The following is a 17,825-nucleotide window of genomic DNA, read 5'->3' on the forward strand; positions in this document are numbered from 1 at the left end:
AACTTCGGTACAAAGGGTTTATAAAGAGATCGTAGTTTCTTCAATAGAAATTTTTAACGGTGAGGCAGTCTCTGTCAGGTTGGTTATCGCTGCAGTAGAAATTTGATATCCCCCTTCTGGGTGCAAATCGATAATATGAAAACGTGCATTCGAAGGCAGGGTTAAAGAGCCGCTATTCACAACCAAAGGAGGAAGATGATTTAGTTCTACATGATGGTCATGTCCGTGTATGTACAGGCGTACTGAAGGGAAGTGCATCAATAAGGATTTTAAAGGGGCGTAATTCAATAAATCGTGGGCAGGTCTGGTTGTGGGAGATAAGGGATAGTGATTTGCCACGATCACATGATCTGAAGGAGGGAGAGAAGAGAGAAATCTCTCTAAATCACGGAGCTGTGATGAGGTGACTTCCCCATTTGCGGCGTACCAACCATTAAAGCAGGAGCAATCTAGTAAAACGAGCCACCAGGTAGACGTGAGCCTTTGAAAGGCAATGCGATGTGTTTGGAGTTCTTTATTTGGGAAGTAGGAATAAAACGTTTGTTTTTTCAAGGATCGATATGTGTACACGTCATGGTTCCCTGGAACTATGTACACGGGAGCTATTGTTTCGATGCGAGAAAGAAACTCTTTTGCTAAGCGAAATTCTGAATCAAGAGCGGTAATCGTAACATCCCCGGTTACGCAGACTCCATCAGCTTCGAGCTGTTCAATGAGCTGTGGGAAGCGTTGGGAGATTGCAAGAGCTCGAAAGGATACGCCACCTATAAGTTGTCTGAGTAATCCTTTAAAGCGCTTGTTGAAGCATTGAAAAGGATTTTTGGGGAACACGCAAAAATGGATGTCCGAACAATGGATAAGTCTAAAGATAGTCGAGGGTTTCTTTGGCATAGGGAGATAAGGGTTTTAGAGACGGCGGCTGGATGATTACAAAGTCGTACTTTCGGCATGATAGGTTGATAGTTAGTAAAAATTAAGTCTTTTTCTCTTCTGCTATAGGGCCTGGGGGGAGGGTATAGGAGGCAAGAAGAAGATCTAAAGCTGTATGGAGAGAGTAAGAAAAAATATCCATAACAGAAGCCAAAGGAGCAAGGATCCCTGCAGAGATCATATCTTCTATTTGTTGCGAAAGGACATTGAATCCAAGACTTGGAGTCCCTAAAGAACAGAGTTTGTCGGCAACAAGTTTTCCATCCATGTGTACAGATGCAACAAGTTGCTCAAGAAGAGTGCGACAGGCCGTTTGTAAAATATGTAGGGCTGCAAGATCTTCTTGAGAATCCTCTGGAGCGGACTGAAGGTTTTGAGAGGCGTAAAGAAGAGCTGCACCGCCTCCTAAAACAAAACCAGATTCTTTTGTTGTGTTTAGTGTGTGTAAAGCGAGTTGATATAAGGGAGCGGTCTCTTGTTCGATAGGAATAATCGCAATACTGTGTTCTAAGCGCTGCTTTCGTTCTTTCAGCTTTTGTCGAGAACGTTCGTCTTCTGCGTTTTGTAGGGCGTAATCAAGTTGTCTGATTTTTAATTTCACAACTTCTGGAACAAGGTTTTCACAGACTAATAGGGTGTGATCTCGAGATAACTCAGCCCAGGTGCACGAGCCTAACAAAGGAAGCTCTATAGGAGGTTTATTAGAGAAAGGTAGCGTTGAAAAAACTGTCGTTCCTGTGAGTAATGCAATGTCTTCCAGGAGATCTGGATCAGCAACGGTCACAACTAAAACATCTAAAAGCCCTGCTATACGGTTTGCAATGCAGGTGGCCAGTGGATTGGGAGAGATTTCTTTGCAAAAAATGATAAGAGGAGTCTGCCCTTCAGAAAATTGTTTAAGTAGAGGAAGAAAAGGAAAAAGCGAGTGGATTTTTTGGTCTGTGACAAAAATTTTAGGAGCTACCAAAGGATTTTCATGAAAAGAATCTTGAGGGAAAAAAGAGGGAACCCGGTACCCTTTTTGTATTTGGATTCCCTTAACGAAACGTAGAGAGGGACCGCTGCTTTGAGATAAAGCAATCTCTCCTTCTTGTCCTATATGAGCAAGAGCTTCAGCAAAGACCTCTCCAATAATAGGATCGGGAAGGTGAGAGCGAATCAATCCTTGCACTTTTGAAGTGTCTTTTAGGAGAAACGAGTGGGACTGTAGGTGAGCACATACAGCCTGTTTTTTTGCGGCCAGAGCAGAAGCGAGAAGTCGGGGAGAAAGTCCTTGGTCAATGAAAGGGAGGGAGGCTTTTAAAAAAGCTCGAAGAAGGATTACAGCAGAGATCACGCCATCTGAATGGCGATTATAGATTTGTTTTGCTAAGGATTGAGCAAAGTACACTCCAATGCGCTCAAGGGGATCTGAAAGTTCTATGCGAGAGAGAATATGATAACCGCGTCCTTTGAGAAAATCTTTCGGAGTAGAGAAGTGCGCGGGGCCATAAAACCCTTTGACTATTTGGTAAGCCTTATCAAGGCCGGAAAATAATTGATGGATGGCATTGCGATGCATCCCATTGTTTTCGTGAGGCATGGCTAAGTGTCTTGCAAAGGTTCCCTTTGTTTTTCAGAACACTACCAACTTGCTAGTTAGATCACAACGAGATTTAAGAAGGTGGCACCCGGAATCGAACCGGGGATAGAGGCTTTGCAGGCCTCGGCCTTACCGCTTGGCGATGCCACCTAAAGAAGCCCAAGTGTACGCGAAGTCATGAAGAAAAGTCAATAAGCGTGTGTATTTTGTAGGATCTTTTTTTGGATCCAGTAGGAATGGAACAAAGTTTTTACCAAAAGGTTTTGTATCTAAGCAAAAAGCATTTGTTAGAGGTTGAATTGATAATGAATATAGAATAATTTTTAGGTCTCTAGAGGAAAGAAAGAGATCGCTTTAGAAAGCTATTTTTGTTGAGTTGTTTGTTTCCTATGCGGAGCCAGGGGATCTACTATGCGGCCTATTTTATTGGAAGAATGGTCTTCTTTGTTGTTAGATATCGAAATCCCTCGCTCAGGGAAAACAGTCACTGGAGTCGCTATTGATAGTCGGCTTGTTTTGCCTGGGGATATCTTTTTTGCCCTCCCAGGAAATCGAACGAGTGGGCATCTATTTTTGAAGCAGGCAGCGCAGGCTGGAGCTGTGGCTGCTGTAGTAGCACACGACTACCGGGGTCCTAGTTATGGTCTACAGTTGTTGCATGTGGCAGATCCTCGAGAGTCTCTGAGAGAAGCGGGGAGAACTCAGGGGGCCTTGTTCCAAGGAGAAGTGATAGGAATAACTGGATCGGTAGGGAAAACAACAACAAAAAGTTTTGCGCAACAATTGCTCTCTTCTTTTTATAAAGTTTTTGCAAGTCCGAAAAGTTATAATTCGCAGCTCACGCTTCCCTTGAGTATATTGATGGCTGATGGGGATGAGGATTTTCTTCTTTTAGAAATGGGAGTTTCTGAACCAGGAAATATGAAGAATCTTTTAGAAGTCATCGAGCCCTCTATTGGAGTAATTACACATATCGATGTGCAGCATGCGATGAATTTCCACGATAAAGGAACTGAGGGGATTGTCGAGGAGAAGAGTTTATTGTTGGAGAGATGTGGGCTTCAGCTTCTCCCTAAAGATTCTTCTTGGTTTCCTTTTTTTATGAAAAAAAATTCTGCGGCTGAACAGTTTTCTTTTTCTATGAATAATGAAACTGCCGATTTTTACTACCGAGCCATTCATTCTGATGGAGTTCTCATTAGTGCTCCTGACGGAGATATTGAGTTGCCAGTGGTTTTTCCTTATTCGCCAGCTTATATGAATTTTCTTGTTGCGGTAGCCTTAGCTTGGCTCACTAATGTCCCTATGGATCGTTTAGAGCAGGTAAGCCCTTCTCTGATTTTGCCTTCTATGCGTTTCGAACAGCAAGAATATAATGGAATTCGTGTGATTAATGACGCATATAATGCCAGTCCTGATTCCATGTTAGCTGCTTTAGATGCGGTTCCAGTCCCTCCTGAGGGAGGCAAAAGGGTATTTATCCTTGGCCATATGGCTGAATTGGGAAAATATTCTAATGAATGTCATGTTGCTGTAGCTAGAAAAGCGGTAACAAAAGCGCATGTGGTTGTTTTCATCGGAGAAAAATGGTTCCCTGTTAGAGATGCGGTGCGAGATGCCAATTGCCAGATAGAATTTTATGGTTCTGTCAATGAAATTATGCATGTTGTCAAATCGTTAGTGCGACAGGGGGATGTTGTTCTACTTAAAGGTTCTAGGAGCTTAGAATTAGAAACTTTATTGCCATGTTTTTCCTTTTCCTAAGATGAAGACGAGGGATTTTTGGAGTGTAAGAAAAGAAATCGTTAGCTTTTTGCAATCTCCTATTTAAGATAGAAACTCTTTATAAACGTCACCTTCATAAAAAAAGAGAGAACGGATGCTCTCCCTAATTAGTGTTTTGAAAGCTTTTTTTTTCAGCTTGTTTTTTAGTTTAGGACTAACAAAACCGCTGATTTTTTTGTTGAAAAAACAAGGATTCCAAGATCAGATTCGTAAAGACTACTGCGAAAAGTTAGAAATGCTACATAAAAACAAAGCACACATTCCCACTGCAGGGGGAGTGATCTTTGTTTTTGCAGCCATTTTTTCTATTTTTTTATTTTTACCTAAAAATCTTTGGTCTACGTGGTTTTTAGTAGGAATGGCGTTATGCTGGGGGGGGCTAGGATGGCGTGATGACCAGATCAAGAACAAGCGTAAGGTAGGGCATGGATTGTCTGCTAAGCAGAAATTTTTCATACAAAACTGTTTAGCTGTCGGAGCTGTCCTTTCTATTATGCTGGCTTATAAAGAAAGCTTTCTATGCATGCATCTTCCTTTTATGGGAATAGTGTCCTTGCCTCCGTGTTGGTTGAGCTATCTAGTGAATTTTGTTATTGCTGTACTAGCTATTGTAGGAACCAGCAATTCTGTGAATCTTACAGATGGATTGGATGGACTTGCTGCGGGATCCATGGTAATTGCTTGCTTTGGGATGCTTGTCGTTGCGTTCGCTAATGGGGCTCCCTGGGCTTTAATTTCTGGTGTGCTTTTAGCGACTTTAGCTGGAAGCTGTTTAGGATTTCTTCGCTATAATAAGTCTCCTGCTCGCCTATTTATGGGGGATACAGGATCCCTGTTTTTAGGAGGGATGCTCGGTATTTGTGCTGTATTGTTGCGAGCAGAGTTTTTTCTACTATTCATGGGAGGAATCTTTGTTCTAGAATCTTTGTCTGTTATTGTGCAGGTAGGAAGTTGTAAATTAAGAAAGAAGCGGGTTTTCCTTTGCTCTCCCTTGCATCACCATTATGAGTACAAAGGGTCTCCAGAAAATGTTGTGGTGCGTAACTTTTGGCTGGTTGAGTTTCTTTGTGTTGTAATTGGGATTATTGCGGTGTTCTGGAATTAGAGGAGAATCGTATGGAAGCTGAGCGTGTTGTTGTTATTGGTCTAGGACGCTCGGGGAAGTCTGTGGCACGTTTTTTAGCCCAAAAGGGCGTGCGGGTATTGGGTGTGGATAGTTCCCCTCAGGCATTATGCGCTTGTCCGTATATTCATGAATCATACTTAGAGAGCGACGAGTTCCCTTCACAGGTAGATTATGTTGTGCGCTCTCCAGGAGTTCCTCTGGAGCATCCTTGGGTGGTAGCTGCAAAGGCTGCTCAAATTCCAGTTGTGACGGATATTCAACTAGCATTTCAAACGAAGAAATTTTTAGAAAACAAGTCTTTTGGGATCACAGGGACTGTAGGAAAGACAACGACCGTATTATTTTTAGAATATTTGCTAAGAAAAGCAGGAATTCAGTCTTTTGCTATGGGGAATGTGGGGATCCCTATTTTAGAAGGTATGCAAAATCCTGGGGTGCGGATTATTGAAATCAGTTCTTTCCAGCTTGCCGATCAAAGAGATGTCTATCCTGTTTTATCTGGAGGGATGATTCTAAACATCTCGGATAATCATTTAGATTATCACGGAAGCTTTTCAGAGTATTGTAAAGCCAAGCAGAATCTTGCTTTATGTATGCAGAATCCTGAAAATCTTTGGGTTGGGGATCAGCGTTTTGGCAAGCGAGTTTATTGGGAAGAAGTACAAAAGTCTATGGATTTACTAGATAAAGAAAGTGCATTAAAACCATTGTACTTGCATGATAAATACAACTATTGTTGCGCATATCTGCTTGCTCAAGCAGAATTCCCGATAGCGAAATCCCTTTTTATAGAGGCTGTAGCCACTTTTAAAAAACCTCCTCATAGGATGGAGTATTTAGGAGAAAGGGGGGGAGTGCATTATATCAATGACAGTAAGGCAACCACAGTGAGCGCTACGGAAAAGGCTCTTTTGAGCATAGGTAGTCGGGCGATTGTGATTCTTGGTGGTAGAAATAAAGGATACACATTTTCAGCTTTGTTGCCAGCATTGCGTAGAGCTGCGAAGAGAGTCATTGCTATGGGAGAGAGCGCTCCGGAGATTGCTCGGGATTTGGAGGGATTCCCTGTGACGGTAGTGAGAGATCTACAGGAAGCCTTGCTATGTGCAGAAGAACAAGCGGTTCCTGGAGATATTGTGGTATTATCTCCGGCTTGTGCTAGCTTTGATCAATTTCGTAGTTATGAAGAGCGGGGAGCAATATTTAAGCAGTTGGTTGGGATGGAAGAGGTTCTTTTATGAATCGTAGAAACACGATGATTATAGCAGCCGCTGTGAATGCGGTGCTCTTGGCTGTATTGTTTATAACAGCGCGACATTCGGAGCCTGAGATAGAGTATTCTCCGAAAATAGCCCCGATTAAAATTTTAGAGCCGGTCCCTATTGTTGAGAAGGCTTCTGAAAAGCCAGAGAAAAAGCCAGAAGTAATTGCTAAGCCAGCTCAAATTATTAGAAATCCTGTTGTTTCTAAACCTGTTGTTTCTAAAGCGGAACTTGCTGCGCAATTTGCAGATAAAAATATAACTTCAGGAAAAGAGCCCCCAGCTTCTTCTCAGGAGCCTTCTCTTGCGCCAGAGGTTGTTGAAGCTTCGGCTCCGGAGATTCCCGTTGTCCCTGCTCAGAGCGTAGACAAAGTTGCGGAGAAAGAAACGTTTTCTACAGTCGTTGTTAAGAAAGGAGATTTTTTAGAGCGAATTGCTAGAGCGAATCACACGACAGTTTCTGCATTAATGCAACTCAATGATTTGTCTTCGACACAATTGCAAATAGGACAAGTTTTGCGTGTTCCTAAAACACAAAAACCAGAAAAAGACCTTCAAGTGAAAACTCCTAATCCAGATGATTTCTATGTTGTTAAAGAGGGGGATAGTCCTTGGGCAATTGCTTTGAGTAATGGGATTCGACTAGATGAGTTGCTAAAATTGAATGGATTAGACGAGCAAAAAGCTCGAAAACTACGTCCTGGAGATAGATTGCGTATTCGATAAATCTCTGACGATTATTATGAAATGGTTCCTGATTTCCTGTTTGTTGGGAATTTTTTCTCTTGGGCTGATTATGGTATTCGATACCTCATCAGCGGAGGTGTTGGATCGAGCTTTGGCGTGCAGCACGCACAAAGCTTTGATCCGGCAGATCACCTATCTAGGGTTAGGTTTTGCCATTGCTTCGTTTGTTTATGCCCTAGGGTGGAAAGATTTTCTTAAGATGAGCCCAACGCTTCTCATTATTGCGGGCGTAGCTTTGGTTTTGGTTCTTATTCCTGGAGTGGGAGTCTGTAGGAATGGAGCAAGACGTTGGTTGGGAGTGGGTCAACTCACATTACAGCCTTCAGAGTTCGTGAAATATTTAATCCCTTGTGTTGCTATTGAATGTCTGACCACAAAAGCCTCTATCCGAAATAGTTTTAAGCATTTTGTGGCTTTCGTTGCTGTGCTATTTATTCCTATTTGTTTGATCGCTATTGAGCCTGATAATGGATCTGCTGCAGTGATTGCTTTTTCTTTAATCCCCGTGTTTATTGTCACTGCAGTAAGATTGCGTTATTGGCTTATTCCGTTGCTGTGTATTCTCTGTGTCGGAGGAGTGTTTGCTTATCGGCTTCCTTATGTACGCAATCGTTTACAGGTCTATTTACATCCAGAATTAGATATTAAAGGGAAAGGACATCAACCATATCAAGCAAAGATCGCAGCAGGATCTGGAAGACTTTTTGGTAAGGGGCCAGGGAAAGGATTGCAGAAGCTAACCTATCTTCCTGAGGCGCAGAATGATTATATTGCCGCTATTTATGCAGAAGAGTTTGGCTTTGTTGGAATGCTCCTATTGATTCTTCTATACATGGGATTTATTTATAGCGGGTATGTCATTGCCATGAAAGCTTCTCTTTTATCTGGAGCAACGCTCGCTATTTCCATCACAGTGATTATTGGAATGCAAGCTTTTATCAATTTAGGAGTGGTTTCTGGGTTGCTGCCTAGTAAGGGGGTAAATCTTCCTTTTTTTAGTCAGGGAGGATCTTCTCTCATTGCGAATATGTGTGGCGTTGGATTGCTATTAAGGATATGTGATGAAGAAAATCAACAAGGTTGTATTGGCAGTTGGGGGAACGGGAGGGCACATCATCCCAGCGTTATCAGCCAGAGAGACTTTTATTAAGGAAAAGATTGAGGTATTACTTTTAGGGAATGGGTTGACTTCTTTTTTACAGAAGAAGTCAGATGTATTGTACTGTGATATTCCTGCTGGGTCACCATTTTCTTTTCGTATCAACAAAATGGTGTCAGGGGCTAAACGGCTGTATCAAGGCTATAGCGCAGCGCTTCAACAGATCTCTGCTTTTGCTCCAGATGTTGTTATAGGATTTGGGAGTTATCATTCTTTACCAGCCTTGCTTGCTTCTATGCGAAATAGAATCCCTCTTTTTCTGCATGAACAAAATATTGTCCCAGGGAAAGTCAATAAATTGTTTTCTCATTTTGCTAAAGGAGTGGGGGTGTCTTTTGCTGCTGCTAGCGAGCATTTTCGTTGTCGCGCGGAAGAGGTCTTTCTTCCTATTAGGGAGCCTTCTGAACCGATCGCTTTCCCTGGAGCATCCCCTGTAATTTGTGTTGTGGGAGGGTCTCAGGGTGCAAAAATTTTAAACGACGTTGTTCCTAGAGCTTTGGCTGATATTCGAGAAAATTATTCGGATGCCTACGTTTATCACATCGTAGGGCCTAAAGGAGATCAGCAGGCTGTTTCCCGTGTTTATCAGGATGCTGGAATTAATCATACAGTAACTTCTTTTGCTCACAATATGCTCGGAGTATTGCAAGCAAGCGATTTGGTGATTGGACGCTCGGGGGCGACGATTATTAATGAGTTGCTTTGGGTTCAGGTACCAGCAATACTTATTCCTTACCCAGGAGCCTACGGACATCAAGAAGCAAATGCAAAATTTTTTACGCAAACCGTAGGGGGAGGGAGTATGATTTTACAAAAGCATTTAACGGAAGAAAGTTTACGCAAGCAGGTTTTGCTTGCTTTAGATTCAGCAACTAGTGAAAATAGGCGCAAAGCCCTGCTAGCCGCTCAAAAGAAAAAATCCTTCAAATCATTATATCAGTTTATCTGCGAATCTCTATAGGCTCACGATGAAAAGCTTGTTTTACCACTTCATTGGCATTGGTGGGATTGGAATGAGTGCTTTGGCACACATCCTTCTTGACCGAGGGTATCGTGTGTCAGGGAGCGATCTCTTAGAAGGAGAAATAGTACAGACTTTAAAAAACAAGGGAGCGAAATTTTTTCTAGGGCACAGAGAAGAACATATTCCAGAGGGAGCGGTAGTTGTATACGGCTCGGGAATTTCTCAGGAAAATCCAGAATTTTTATCTGCTAAAAATCGAGGACATCGGCTCATCCATAGAGCCGAGTTATTGGCAGAGCTTGCTAAAGACCAGATTTCTATCTTCGTGACAGGGAGCCATGGCAAGACAACAGTCTCTTCTTTAATCACTGCGATTTTACAAAAATTGGGAACAACACCTTCCTTTGCGATAGGCGGGTTAAATGGAGACGGAATAAATGGAGGCTCAGGATTCGAGTACTTCGTTGCAGAGGCTGATGAGAGCGATGGGTCTATTCAGCATTATTTACCAGAATTTTCTGTTATTACGAACATTGATGATGAGCATCTATCGAATTTTGGTGGAGACCGAGGGGCCCTGCTTGCTTCTTTGCAAGACTTTGCTTTTAGAACGCGGCGGAGCTGTTGGTACAACGGCGATTGCTCTCTGTTGCGCTCTTCCTTGAAGGGAAATACATTTGGATTTTCTTCCTCCTGCGATTTGCATATTCTATCTTATCGCCAGGAGGAATGGAGAGTATTCTTTACAGCGCAGTATCAAGGGATTCTCTATGAGGATGTAGAAGTTCAGTTAGCCGGTGAGCATAACGTGATGAATGCTGCTGCCGCTATGGGCATTGCTCTCTCTTTAGGAATAGATGAACTCACGATTAGGGATGCTTTGCGGGAATTTTCAGGGGTCCAACGAAGATTGCAAAGAAAAAATGTGTCGGAGACGTTTCTTTTCTTAGAAGATTATGCACATCATCCATCGGAGATTTCCTGCACACTGCAAGCTGTTCGTGCTGCTGTTGGACAAAGACGCGTTTTAGCCATTTGTCAGCCTCACCGGTTTTCTCGATTAAAAGAGTGTTGGGAGCGTTTTCCCTCTGCATTCAAATATGCTGATGAGGTGTTCTTAACAGAAGTATACGGAGCGGGGGAGAGAGAGGAAGAGGTTCCTTATCAGGAGCTTGCGCAGTCGATTAGTCGGGAGTCTTTAGTAAAGTGTACGTATGTTCCTTTCCAGGAATTGAAAAGGTTTTTAGAGCAGCGTATTCGTGTACATGATGTGTGTGTCTCTTTAGGCGCTGGTAATATTGTGACTTTAGGAGAGAGTTTACAAGATTTTGAGCCGAAGAAGCTGTCTTTAGGAATCCTCTGTGGGGGACGATCTTGTGAGCACGATATTTCTATTTTATCTGCAAAGAATATAGCGCGCCATCTTTCTTCGACTTTTTATGAGGTACAGGGATTCATAATTACCCGCGAAGGGTTATGGAAAAAGGTTTCCTTGCTAGAAGGGACTGAGGATTCCGAGAAGTCTATTTTCGATCCCGAGATAGCGATGCAGCTAGAGAGACTAGATGTAATAGTTCCTATATTACACGGTCCTTATGGAGAAGATGGAGCTATACAGGGATTTTTGGAGACGATTGGGAAGCCGTATACGGGACCTTCCGTTGTTTTTGCTGCGATAGGAATGAATAAGGTGCTTACTAAACGTTTTATGAGTGATCTAGGGATTCCTGTTGTTCCTTACTTACCTCTGACATTGACGGGCTGGAAGCAAGATCCAGAGAAGTGTTTAGCCCAGATCATGAAGGCTTTTTCATTCCCGATGTTCGTAAAAGCTGCCCACTTAGGGTCCAGTATCGGGGTTTTTGAAGTGCATGATGCTCAGGAGTTGCGAGAAGCGATTCACGAAGCTTTTGTTCTGGATAACGATGTTTTTATAGAAGAGAGTCGCTTAGGTTGTAAGGAGATAGAAGTTTCTTTCTTGGGGGATGGTGCAGGAGTCTTTTTTGTAGCAGGAATGCATGAACGACGTGGAAGCGGAGGATTTATTGATTATTGCGAGAAATATGGGCTAAGCGGAAAGCCTAGTGCGCAGATTGTATTTGATGTAGATCTTTCTCAAGAGATGCAAGAACAGCTACTCGGAGCAGCAGAAAAAATTTATCGTTTATTACAAGGGAAGGGATCTTGTCGTATTGATTTTTTGGTGGATGATGAAGGGAGTTTTTGGCTTTCGGAAATTAATCCTATTCCTGGAACGACAGAGTCAAGTCCTTTTCTTACAGCATTTGTTCGCAAGGGGTGGAGTTGTGAACAAATTATTCATCAACTGGTGATAGATGGATTACAACGTTTTGATCACCGCCAACGCTTGATATCGCCATCTTTTGTAGATCAAGCGTTCGTTGTGCGGTAGCGCTCAAAATGGAGGAATTCCTTTTGAAGCCGTCAAGCTAATCGTGATGATGAGAGCAAGTACAGCCGTGGCATACGCCAGCTAGAGTGCGGACAATAACAGAGGGTTCTTCTTCAACGCTGTTTTCAACAAATGGAGAGTCTTCCTCAAAATCTTCAGTAGAGGATGCTGTTGCATAGTCTAGAGACAGAGCTTCTTGATCTACAAGATTACCATTCTCTGGTTGAGCAAGCTCAACAAGGATTTTTTTCTGAAGTCTGGCGCCCACGCGTTTCAGAATGGTTCTTAATGCTTGTATAGTTTGTCCCTTTCTTCCGATAACTTTCCCCATGTCTTCAGAGGCCGTATGGATTTCCAGCTTAAGGGTTGCACTGGCTTTATCCTCGGATGATCGAATCTCTACGGAACTGGGATTGGCAACTAAATTTTTGACGATGTACGCTGCAAAATCTTCCATAAAATCCAATGTAAGTTGAGAAATAAATATCTTGATAAGAGGCTCTTTCCCAAGATTATGCGAAGAATATATGAAATTCTAAAAAAGCGTCAATATTTTCGCTTACAGGCCGTTATGGGCTAGTTTATGGTAATAATTTTTGAAGCAAGAAAGAGCTTTTTTTTTACTTGCGTTTCAATAAAAGGTAGTCTTTGCAACGTAGATCATAAACCGAGGTTTCTTCTGGAGAAAAGGCTCCTTGGGCGAGCCCTCGTTGGTAATGTTGAATCCCGGACAAAAAAGAGTCTTTCCGAAACCGCAATAATCCTCCGGAAGCGAGACGAACTACAAACTCTCCTGGATAGTTATCTATTTGAGATAGGTCGATGATGCTTGGGGGATCTATCTGTAGATTGTCTATTAAGATTTTTATGATATCAAGCATGTGTCTGGGAAGCTGTGGTTGGGTAAGGGCTGCCTCAGGGACAAAGACTTCAGGAAGTTTGAATGAGTGAAAAAAGGGGAGCGACGGGAACACCTTCCCTTCTAATCCTATGAGTGTATGGGTTTTGTTCCCTAGAAAAGCTAAGGGGGGGGATACGGAATAGGCAATTGCAAGTCCTTTGTGATCAGGAACTTTTTCAATGGAAAGGAAGGAAAAAATGCCGAGGGAGTTCAAAAAGTGTTCTGCCGATTTAGTAGAAAACGTTTGTAGGTAAGCAGGTTTATCCGCAGAAAGTTGCAATAGCTCTGAAAAAAAAGGTTCTGGAAGATGAGGAGGTTCTATACAGGTAAGGAATAAAGTTTTGATAGGAGTTAAGGTTTGTTTGAAAGCCCAAAAATTAGGGAAGGTAATCCATAAGCTAATAGGCAAAAAAATTAGAACACTGACAAAGATGCACACAAAAGAATAGGAAAGAGAATACCTAGGCCCTTTAGCCGAAAGACAACGCCATATACGTGCTAAAAAAGAGAATCTACGGGAGGGCAAAATAACCTCGGAAACACCTCTAGGAGAATCTAAAAAGAATTTCTTTTTTAGAGAGAAAAAAAGTCAGAAACCCTTATTTGAAAATAAAAGGTAGTTACTCCTTCCGTCAAGAATTTCATTGCGAGATTAAAAATAAGTTAGAGGGCCAACTATGGAATGGATAGCAAGAGAATACAAAAATATTTTCATAGTTTCTTTAAAAGGGGACTTAGATGCTGTGACAGTTCCTTCTTTAGAAGATTTTTTAACAAAAACTGTTGAGAAAGGACGTGTAAATATACTTCTAAATATGGAAAAAGTTTTTTATATGAGTAGCGCGGGGTTGCGCTTACTTCTTTCATTAGCAAAATTAACAAAAAATCGTAACGGCAAGCTTTGTATCTGTTGTCTTAGAGATGAAGTTGCTGATATCATCCGAGTCGCAGGATTGGATAAAGTCATTACCATCCGTAAAGCAGAACAAGAATCTTTTAGCGATTTTTAAACTATGCCTTTACCAGCTTCTTCGGGATCTACCACAGGATTCGCGGTATGTTTGGATCCTCAAAAAACTTTTTCAAAAATGTTCAAGCGGACAGTGATTCTGTTGGCAGGCCCTACGGGATCAGGGAAAACAGCGGTTTCTTTGAAATTAGCTCCACTTATTGATGGAGAGATTATTTCCGTAGATTCTATGCAGGTGTATCAGGGAATGGATATTGGAACTGCAAAAGTTTCTTTGGCTACCCGTCAAGCAATTCCTCATCATTTGATCGATATTTGTCATGTTCAGGATCCTTTCAACGCTGTGGATTTCTATTACCATGCAATACAAGCCTGCCAAGATATTTTATCGCGTAATAAAGTCCCCATTCTTGTCGGAGGGACAGGATTTTATTTCCACACTTTTCTAGCCGGACCTCCGCAGGGACCTTCTCCTGATTTTGCATTGCGAGAGCAACTGACGCGAGAGGAGCAAGAGCGGGGTGTCGGTGCTCTTTATCAAGAATTAGAAGGGTTGGATCCAACTTATGCAGCAACCATCACCAAGCACGATAAGAATAAAATTATTCGTGCTTTGGAGATTATTCGAAAGACTGGGAACAAAGTTTCGAGTTATTCGTGGGAGTCTACTGTCAATGAATCGAAAGAGTACCATTGTCGAGGCTGGCTGCTGTCTCCGGATCCGGAATTATTGCGGAATAATATTTTAGAACGCTGCGATCAGATGCTAGAGGATGGACTTTTGTCTGAGGTGCGTTCTCTGCTGGCTTCGGGGATCAAAGAAAATACATCGGCATCACGAGCCATCGGATATAGGGAATGGATCGAATTTTTGGAACTAGGAAGTCCCAAAGAGATATTCGAAGAGACAAAACAGAAATTTATTACTAACACCTGGCGTTATACGAAAAAACAACGCACGTGGTTTAAACGCTATCCGTTATTTAGAGAGCTGAGCTCTAAGGGGAAAACTCTCGATGATCTTGCAAGAAAAATTGCTCAGGACTATTTCTCTTGTGGCTAGACTACGGAAGCAATCGGGCGATAAAAAGTGTCTCGTTCTACTGGGGTGAATCCCGCGCGGATAAGCATCGAGCGGATTTCTTGCTCAGAACTACGCACCTCCCATCCCGTGCATTTGTGCACACTTTCATCGAGAATAGTGCCCCCAAAATCATCGGCTCCATAGAACAGGCCTTGCAATCCCTCTTCTTTCCCTTCGCCGAACCACGATGCTGCAATGTGGTCAAAATTATCTAAAAAAATTCTTGCAATCGCAAGAATACGGTAATAAAGGTCTGGAGATGCTTGCTGAGGGACGCGTCGGCCTAAAGCTGTGTTGTTCGGCTTATAGCTCCAGGGGATGAAGCTAAAAAATCCTGGATTTTCATCTTGAGCATCACGAAGAGCCTGTAGGTGCAAAAGAATATCTTCTGCGTTCTCTAAATGTCCAAACATCATAGTTGCTGTCGAACGAAATCCCAGACGGTGTGCCAGTTTATGGAATTCTATCCAGCCGTTAGGCTGCATTTTCTTTGGGGATATCAATGAGCGAATTCTCTCGGATAAGATTTCTGCTCCTCCTCCTGGAATGGTGCGCTGCCCGGCATCCCAGAGCCGCATGAGAGCGGTTTCTGTTGAAATTCCAGAGACTTGAGCTGCATGGGAGATTTCTACTGCAGAAAAAAAATGAGGATGTAGAGAAGGGAACTCTTGTCTAGTAATTGAAACTAAAGTTTCTAAATAATCTATACCGATTTTGGGATGCACGCCACCTTGCAGTAATACTGTTTTAATCCCCATTTGAACATAGCGCTGCATTCGTTCGCGAAACGCATCAAACGAAAGAAGATATGCATCAGGAGATTTCGGTTTTCTGTAAAAGGCGCAAAAAGAACAATCTATTTTACAAATATTGGTGTAATTAGGATTGGCATCTAAGACATAGGTAATAGTATTTTGAGGGTGACGGTTTTTACGTAACGCATCTGCACGGATTCGGAGCTCTTCTAAGGGGGAAAAGCAAAACAGACGAAGACCTTCTTGGAACGAAATTCTTTCTGGAGACTCCATAAAACCGTTGACGATAATGCATTGCCAGAGCAAACTTTGACTACCTATTGTTTTTTTTGTCAAGACTCACACTAACCAACAGTTATCATATGGATATTCCAGAACAGGGATCAAATACGCCAGAAGTAGAGCAAACAGTTTGCTGCAATCAGGAGACAGTAGAAGCGGATTGTGTTAAAGAAGAGTTGCCTGCCTCAGAGTCGTTGGCAGAAGTTGTGAATGTTCCATCGTGTGAGTCAATGGACTCTTTTGAGCAGATGGTTGCAGAAAGAGGCTCTGTTGAAGAAAAGATTGTGTTTGCTTTGGAGCAGATGGAATCTTTATTGAAGAATGCTGATCAGAGCAGTGATCTGAAATTATTCTGGAGTGTAAGAAAATTTTGTCTGCCATTGTTCCAGCAAATGGGAGATCCCGTTCAGCGAGCAAGCCTTTGGGGACGCTATACCGAATTGACAAGGGAGGGGCGCCATCTGAAGATCTTACAAGATGAAGAGGGAGCGTTCTTGGTCGGACAAATTGAGTTAGCTATCTCTTGTTTAGAATCAGATGTTAACGATTTCTTTGTAAAAACAGAAAAAGAGGAAATCTCTAAAGAGGATCGAGCTGCGCTAGAGATCCAAAGTTTAGCTGCTCATAAGGATTTTTATTTATCGACGCATGCAGATCTGCGGTGGCTGAGTAGTTTCTCTTCTAAAATTATCAATTTGAGAAAAGAGCTCATGAATATGAGTATGCGTATGCGACTCAAGAGCCAGTTTTTCCAGAAATTATCGGTTTTAGGGAACAAAGTCTTCCCTCGCAGAAAAGAGTTGACGGAGCAAGTCAGTGAGCTTTTTGCTCAAGATGTGGATGCTTTTGTTGAAAAATATTTTGCAAAAGCTTCTCGGGAATCTCTTAAAAAAACAGTCTTTTTCTTGAGAAAAGAAATCAAGAGACTGCAGCAGGCTGCAAAGTATCTTGCGATCTCTTCTTCAGTCTTTTCTTCAACACGATTACGGCTAAGTCAGTGTTGGGATCAACTGAAGGGCTTAGAAAAAGAAATTCGACAAGAGCAGAGTCGTTTAGCGGCTGCCTCTGCTGAAAATGTGAAAAAAGTTCAGGAGCGGCTAGATCAGGTAGAGGCTCTTTTGCAGGAGAATGCGGAGATCCAAAAGATTCGTAAGGAAATAGAGGAAATTTCTAAACAGATCCGAGGACTCTCTTTAGTTCATGACGACGTTGTTTTAGTGAAGGGCCGTATTCAAACTTTGTTGGGACAGATTCGAGAAAGGGAAGCCGTAGCCGAGAAAGAGAAGAAAGAACTGCAAGCAAAAGCCGAGCAGGCTAGGGCAGAAGCTATTCAGGCCTTGGAAGACGAAGTGCAAAGTTTCTGTGAGTCGTGTAAAGAGGGAGAGCTTCTAGAAGGGAGCAAAGAGCGTTGTCAGGAGTTGAAAGAGGCGGTGAAGAAGATGGCTCACCTTCCTTATTCAAAGAAAGTGGCTCTAGATAATCAAATTAATGCTGCGCAAAGAAGCATTCTTCAGCGGATGGAAGAGCAAATGTTAGCCTGCCCAGATGCTAAAGAAAAAGTTTTAAATATGCGGCAGGTTCTGGAACAGCGGATGCTGCGACGGAAAGAGCTTAAAGCTAAACTGGAGTGTGATAAGAAGTTATTGGGAGGCTCTGGTCTCGACTTCGACCGCGCTCTACAGTACAGTGCTATGGTAGAGGAAGATCGGAGAGCGCTTGAAGAACTAGATGCCGCGATTATCGAGCTGAAAAAGCAAATTCAGCAGTTCGTTTAAAAGCGAGTGTAGTTGATTAGGAAAATAGTCAAAAGGTGTAAAGCCTTTTGACTATTTTTTTTTGAAGCGTTTTAAAGAGTAGAAAACTTAG

General features: G+C 42.4%; 15 protein-coding genes and 1 tRNA gene. 10 read left to right on the forward strand and 6 right to left on the reverse strand.

Going from position 1 to position 17,825, the window contains the following annotated elements; all coding sequences use genetic code 11:
* Nucleotides 1-18: 18 nt before the first annotated feature.
* The 3 genes from B6E89_RS04155 to B6E89_RS04165 all read right to left on the reverse strand — a co-directional run bounded on the left by B6E89_RS04155 (nucleotide 19) and on the right by B6E89_RS04165 (nucleotide 2,662).
* Nucleotides 19-891 (reverse strand): metallophosphoesterase family protein, encoded by an 873-nt coding sequence (locus B6E89_RS04155; protein ID WP_080123986.1) that lies wholly within the window; start codon nucleotides 889-891, stop codon nucleotides 19-21.
* Between the two features lie 82 nt (nucleotides 892-973).
* Nucleotides 974-2,512, reverse strand: coding sequence for a variant chaperonin GroEL3 (groEL3, locus tag B6E89_RS04160; RefSeq protein ID WP_080133193.1), 1,539 nt, complete (start codon nucleotides 2,510-2,512; stop codon nucleotides 974-976).
* A gap of 79 nt (nucleotides 2,513-2,591) precedes the next feature.
* Nucleotides 2,592-2,662 (reverse strand) — tRNA-Cys (locus tag B6E89_RS04165).
* 261 nt (nucleotides 2,663-2,923) lie between these two features.
* Here B6E89_RS04165 and B6E89_RS04170 point away from each other — a divergent pair.
* The 7 genes from B6E89_RS04170 to B6E89_RS04200 all read left to right on the forward strand — a co-directional run bounded on the left by B6E89_RS04170 (nucleotide 2,924) and on the right by B6E89_RS04200 (nucleotide 11,967).
* A complete protein-coding gene (locus tag B6E89_RS04170) occupies nucleotides 2,924-4,276 on the forward strand; it encodes a UDP-N-acetylmuramoyl-tripeptide--D-alanyl-D-alanine ligase (RefSeq protein WP_080132718.1) in 1,353 nt (450 codons plus the stop codon).
* Nucleotides 4,277-4,391: 115 nt separating this feature from the next.
* Entirely contained in the window at nucleotides 4,392-5,402 is a 1,011-nt protein-coding gene (gene mraY / locus B6E89_RS04175) for a phospho-N-acetylmuramoyl-pentapeptide-transferase (protein WP_080133194.1), read from the forward strand.
* 11 nt (nucleotides 5,403-5,413) lie between these two features.
* The gene (gene murD / locus B6E89_RS04180) at nucleotides 5,414-6,664 is read left to right on the forward strand and encodes a UDP-N-acetylmuramoyl-L-alanine--D-glutamate ligase (protein WP_080133195.1); all 1,251 of its coding nucleotides are present in this window, start codon (nucleotides 5,414-5,416) and stop codon (nucleotides 6,662-6,664) included.
* On the forward strand, nucleotides 6,661-7,410 hold the full coding sequence (locus B6E89_RS04185) for a LysM peptidoglycan-binding domain-containing protein (RefSeq protein ID WP_080124545.1): 750 nt from the start codon (nucleotides 6,661-6,663) through the stop codon (nucleotides 7,408-7,410). Before murD ends, B6E89_RS04185 begins: the two co-directional genes overlap by 4 nt.
* A 16-nt stretch (nucleotides 7,411-7,426) precedes the next feature.
* Nucleotides 7,427-8,581 (forward strand): putative lipid II flippase FtsW, encoded by a 1,155-nt coding sequence (gene ftsW / locus B6E89_RS04190; RefSeq protein ID WP_080121711.1) that lies wholly within the window; start codon nucleotides 7,427-7,429, stop codon nucleotides 8,579-8,581.
* Complete coding sequence (murG, locus tag B6E89_RS04195) at nucleotides 8,493-9,551, forward strand: undecaprenyldiphospho-muramoylpentapeptide beta-N-acetylglucosaminyltransferase (RefSeq protein WP_080121712.1); 1,059 nt, start codon at nucleotides 8,493-8,495, stop codon at nucleotides 9,549-9,551. Before ftsW ends, murG begins: the two co-directional genes overlap by 89 nt.
* Nucleotides 9,552-9,558: 7 nt before the next feature.
* The gene (locus B6E89_RS04200) at nucleotides 9,559-11,967 is read left to right on the forward strand and encodes a bifunctional UDP-N-acetylmuramate--L-alanine ligase/D-alanine--D-alanine ligase (protein WP_080133196.1); all 2,409 of its coding nucleotides are present in this window, start codon (nucleotides 9,559-9,561) and stop codon (nucleotides 11,965-11,967) included.
* A gap of 37 nt (nucleotides 11,968-12,004) precedes the next feature.
* Here B6E89_RS04200 and B6E89_RS04205 read toward each other — a convergent pair whose 3' ends face one another.
* Together B6E89_RS04205 and B6E89_RS04210 are read right to left on the reverse strand one after the other, a co-directional pair.
* On the reverse strand, nucleotides 12,005-12,424 hold the full coding sequence (locus B6E89_RS04205) for a KH domain-containing protein (protein ID WP_080133269.1): 420 nt from the start codon (nucleotides 12,422-12,424) through the stop codon (nucleotides 12,005-12,007).
* A 163-nt stretch (nucleotides 12,425-12,587) separates the two neighbouring features.
* Nucleotides 12,588-13,394, reverse strand: coding sequence for a hypothetical protein (locus tag B6E89_RS04210; protein ID WP_080128583.1), 807 nt, complete (start codon nucleotides 13,392-13,394; stop codon nucleotides 12,588-12,590).
* A 151-nt stretch (nucleotides 13,395-13,545) separates the two neighbouring features.
* On the opposite strand from B6E89_RS04210, the gene B6E89_RS04215 reads away from it, so the two are divergent.
* Both B6E89_RS04215 and miaA read left to right on the forward strand, forming a co-directional pair.
* Nucleotides 13,546-13,878 carry an anti-sigma factor antagonist gene (locus tag B6E89_RS04215; RefSeq protein ID WP_010232755.1) on the forward strand — a complete coding sequence of 111 codons (333 nt, stop codon included), beginning with the start codon at nucleotides 13,546-13,548 and terminating at the stop codon, nucleotides 13,876-13,878.
* Nucleotides 13,879-13,881: 3 nt separating this feature from the next.
* A complete protein-coding gene (gene miaA / locus B6E89_RS04220; RefSeq protein WP_080133197.1) occupies nucleotides 13,882-14,901 on the forward strand; it encodes a tRNA (adenosine(37)-N6)-dimethylallyltransferase MiaA in 1,020 nt (339 codons plus the stop codon).
* On the opposite strand, the gene mqnC is transcribed toward miaA, so the two are convergent.
* Entirely contained in the window at nucleotides 14,898-15,950 is a 1,053-nt protein-coding gene (gene mqnC / locus B6E89_RS04225) for a cyclic dehypoxanthinyl futalosine synthase (protein WP_080126171.1), read from the reverse strand. The two genes, miaA and mqnC, sit on opposite strands and share 4 nt — an antisense overlap.
* Before the next feature lie 89 nt (nucleotides 15,951-16,039).
* Between mqnC and B6E89_RS04230 the strand changes: the two genes are divergently transcribed.
* On the forward strand, nucleotides 16,040-17,734 hold the full coding sequence (locus tag B6E89_RS04230) for a coiled-coil domain-containing protein (protein WP_080133198.1): 1,695 nt from the start codon (nucleotides 16,040-16,042) through the stop codon (nucleotides 17,732-17,734).
* Nucleotides 17,735-17,825: the final 91 nt, after the last annotated feature.

This window comes from Chlamydia suis (assembly GCF_900169085.1).
Lineage (GTDB): Bacteria > Chlamydiota > Chlamydiia > Chlamydiales > Chlamydiaceae > Chlamydia > Chlamydia suis.

Coding starts and splice junctions, on each gene's coding strand:
- B6E89_RS04205 (WP_080133269.1), bottom strand. CDS start 12,424: ATGGAAGATTTTGCAGCGTACATCGTCAAAAATTTAGTTGCCAATCCC.
- ftsW (WP_080121711.1), top strand. CDS start 7,427: ATGAAATGGTTCCTGATTTCCTGTTTGTTGGGAATTTTTTCTCTTGGG.
- B6E89_RS04185 (WP_080124545.1), top strand. CDS start 6,661: ATGAATCGTAGAAACACGATGATTATAGCAGCCGCTGTGAATGCGGTG.
- B6E89_RS04155 (WP_080123986.1), bottom strand. CDS start 891: ATGCCAAAGAAACCCTCGACTATCTTTAGACTTATCCATTGTTCGGAC.
- B6E89_RS04170 (WP_080132718.1), top strand. CDS start 2,924: ATGCGGCCTATTTTATTGGAAGAATGGTCTTCTTTGTTGTTAGATATC.
- B6E89_RS04230 (WP_080133198.1), top strand. CDS start 16,040: ATGGATATTCCAGAACAGGGATCAAATACGCCAGAAGTAGAGCAAACA.
- miaA (WP_080133197.1), top strand. CDS start 13,882: ATGCCTTTACCAGCTTCTTCGGGATCTACCACAGGATTCGCGGTATGT.
- mqnC (WP_080126171.1), bottom strand. CDS start 15,950: ATGGAGTCTCCAGAAAGAATTTCGTTCCAAGAAGGTCTTCGTCTGTTT.
- murG (WP_080121712.1), top strand. CDS start 8,493: ATGAAGAAAATCAACAAGGTTGTATTGGCAGTTGGGGGAACGGGAGGG.
- groEL3 (WP_080133193.1), bottom strand. CDS start 2,512: ATGCCTCACGAAAACAATGGGATGCATCGCAATGCCATCCATCAATTA.
- B6E89_RS04200 (WP_080133196.1), top strand. CDS start 9,559: ATGAAAAGCTTGTTTTACCACTTCATTGGCATTGGTGGGATTGGAATG.
- B6E89_RS04215 (WP_010232755.1), top strand. CDS start 13,546: ATGGAATGGATAGCAAGAGAATACAAAAATATTTTCATAGTTTCTTTA.
- murD (WP_080133195.1), top strand. CDS start 5,414: ATGGAAGCTGAGCGTGTTGTTGTTATTGGTCTAGGACGCTCGGGGAAG.
- mraY (WP_080133194.1), top strand. CDS start 4,392: ATGCTCTCCCTAATTAGTGTTTTGAAAGCTTTTTTTTTCAGCTTGTTT.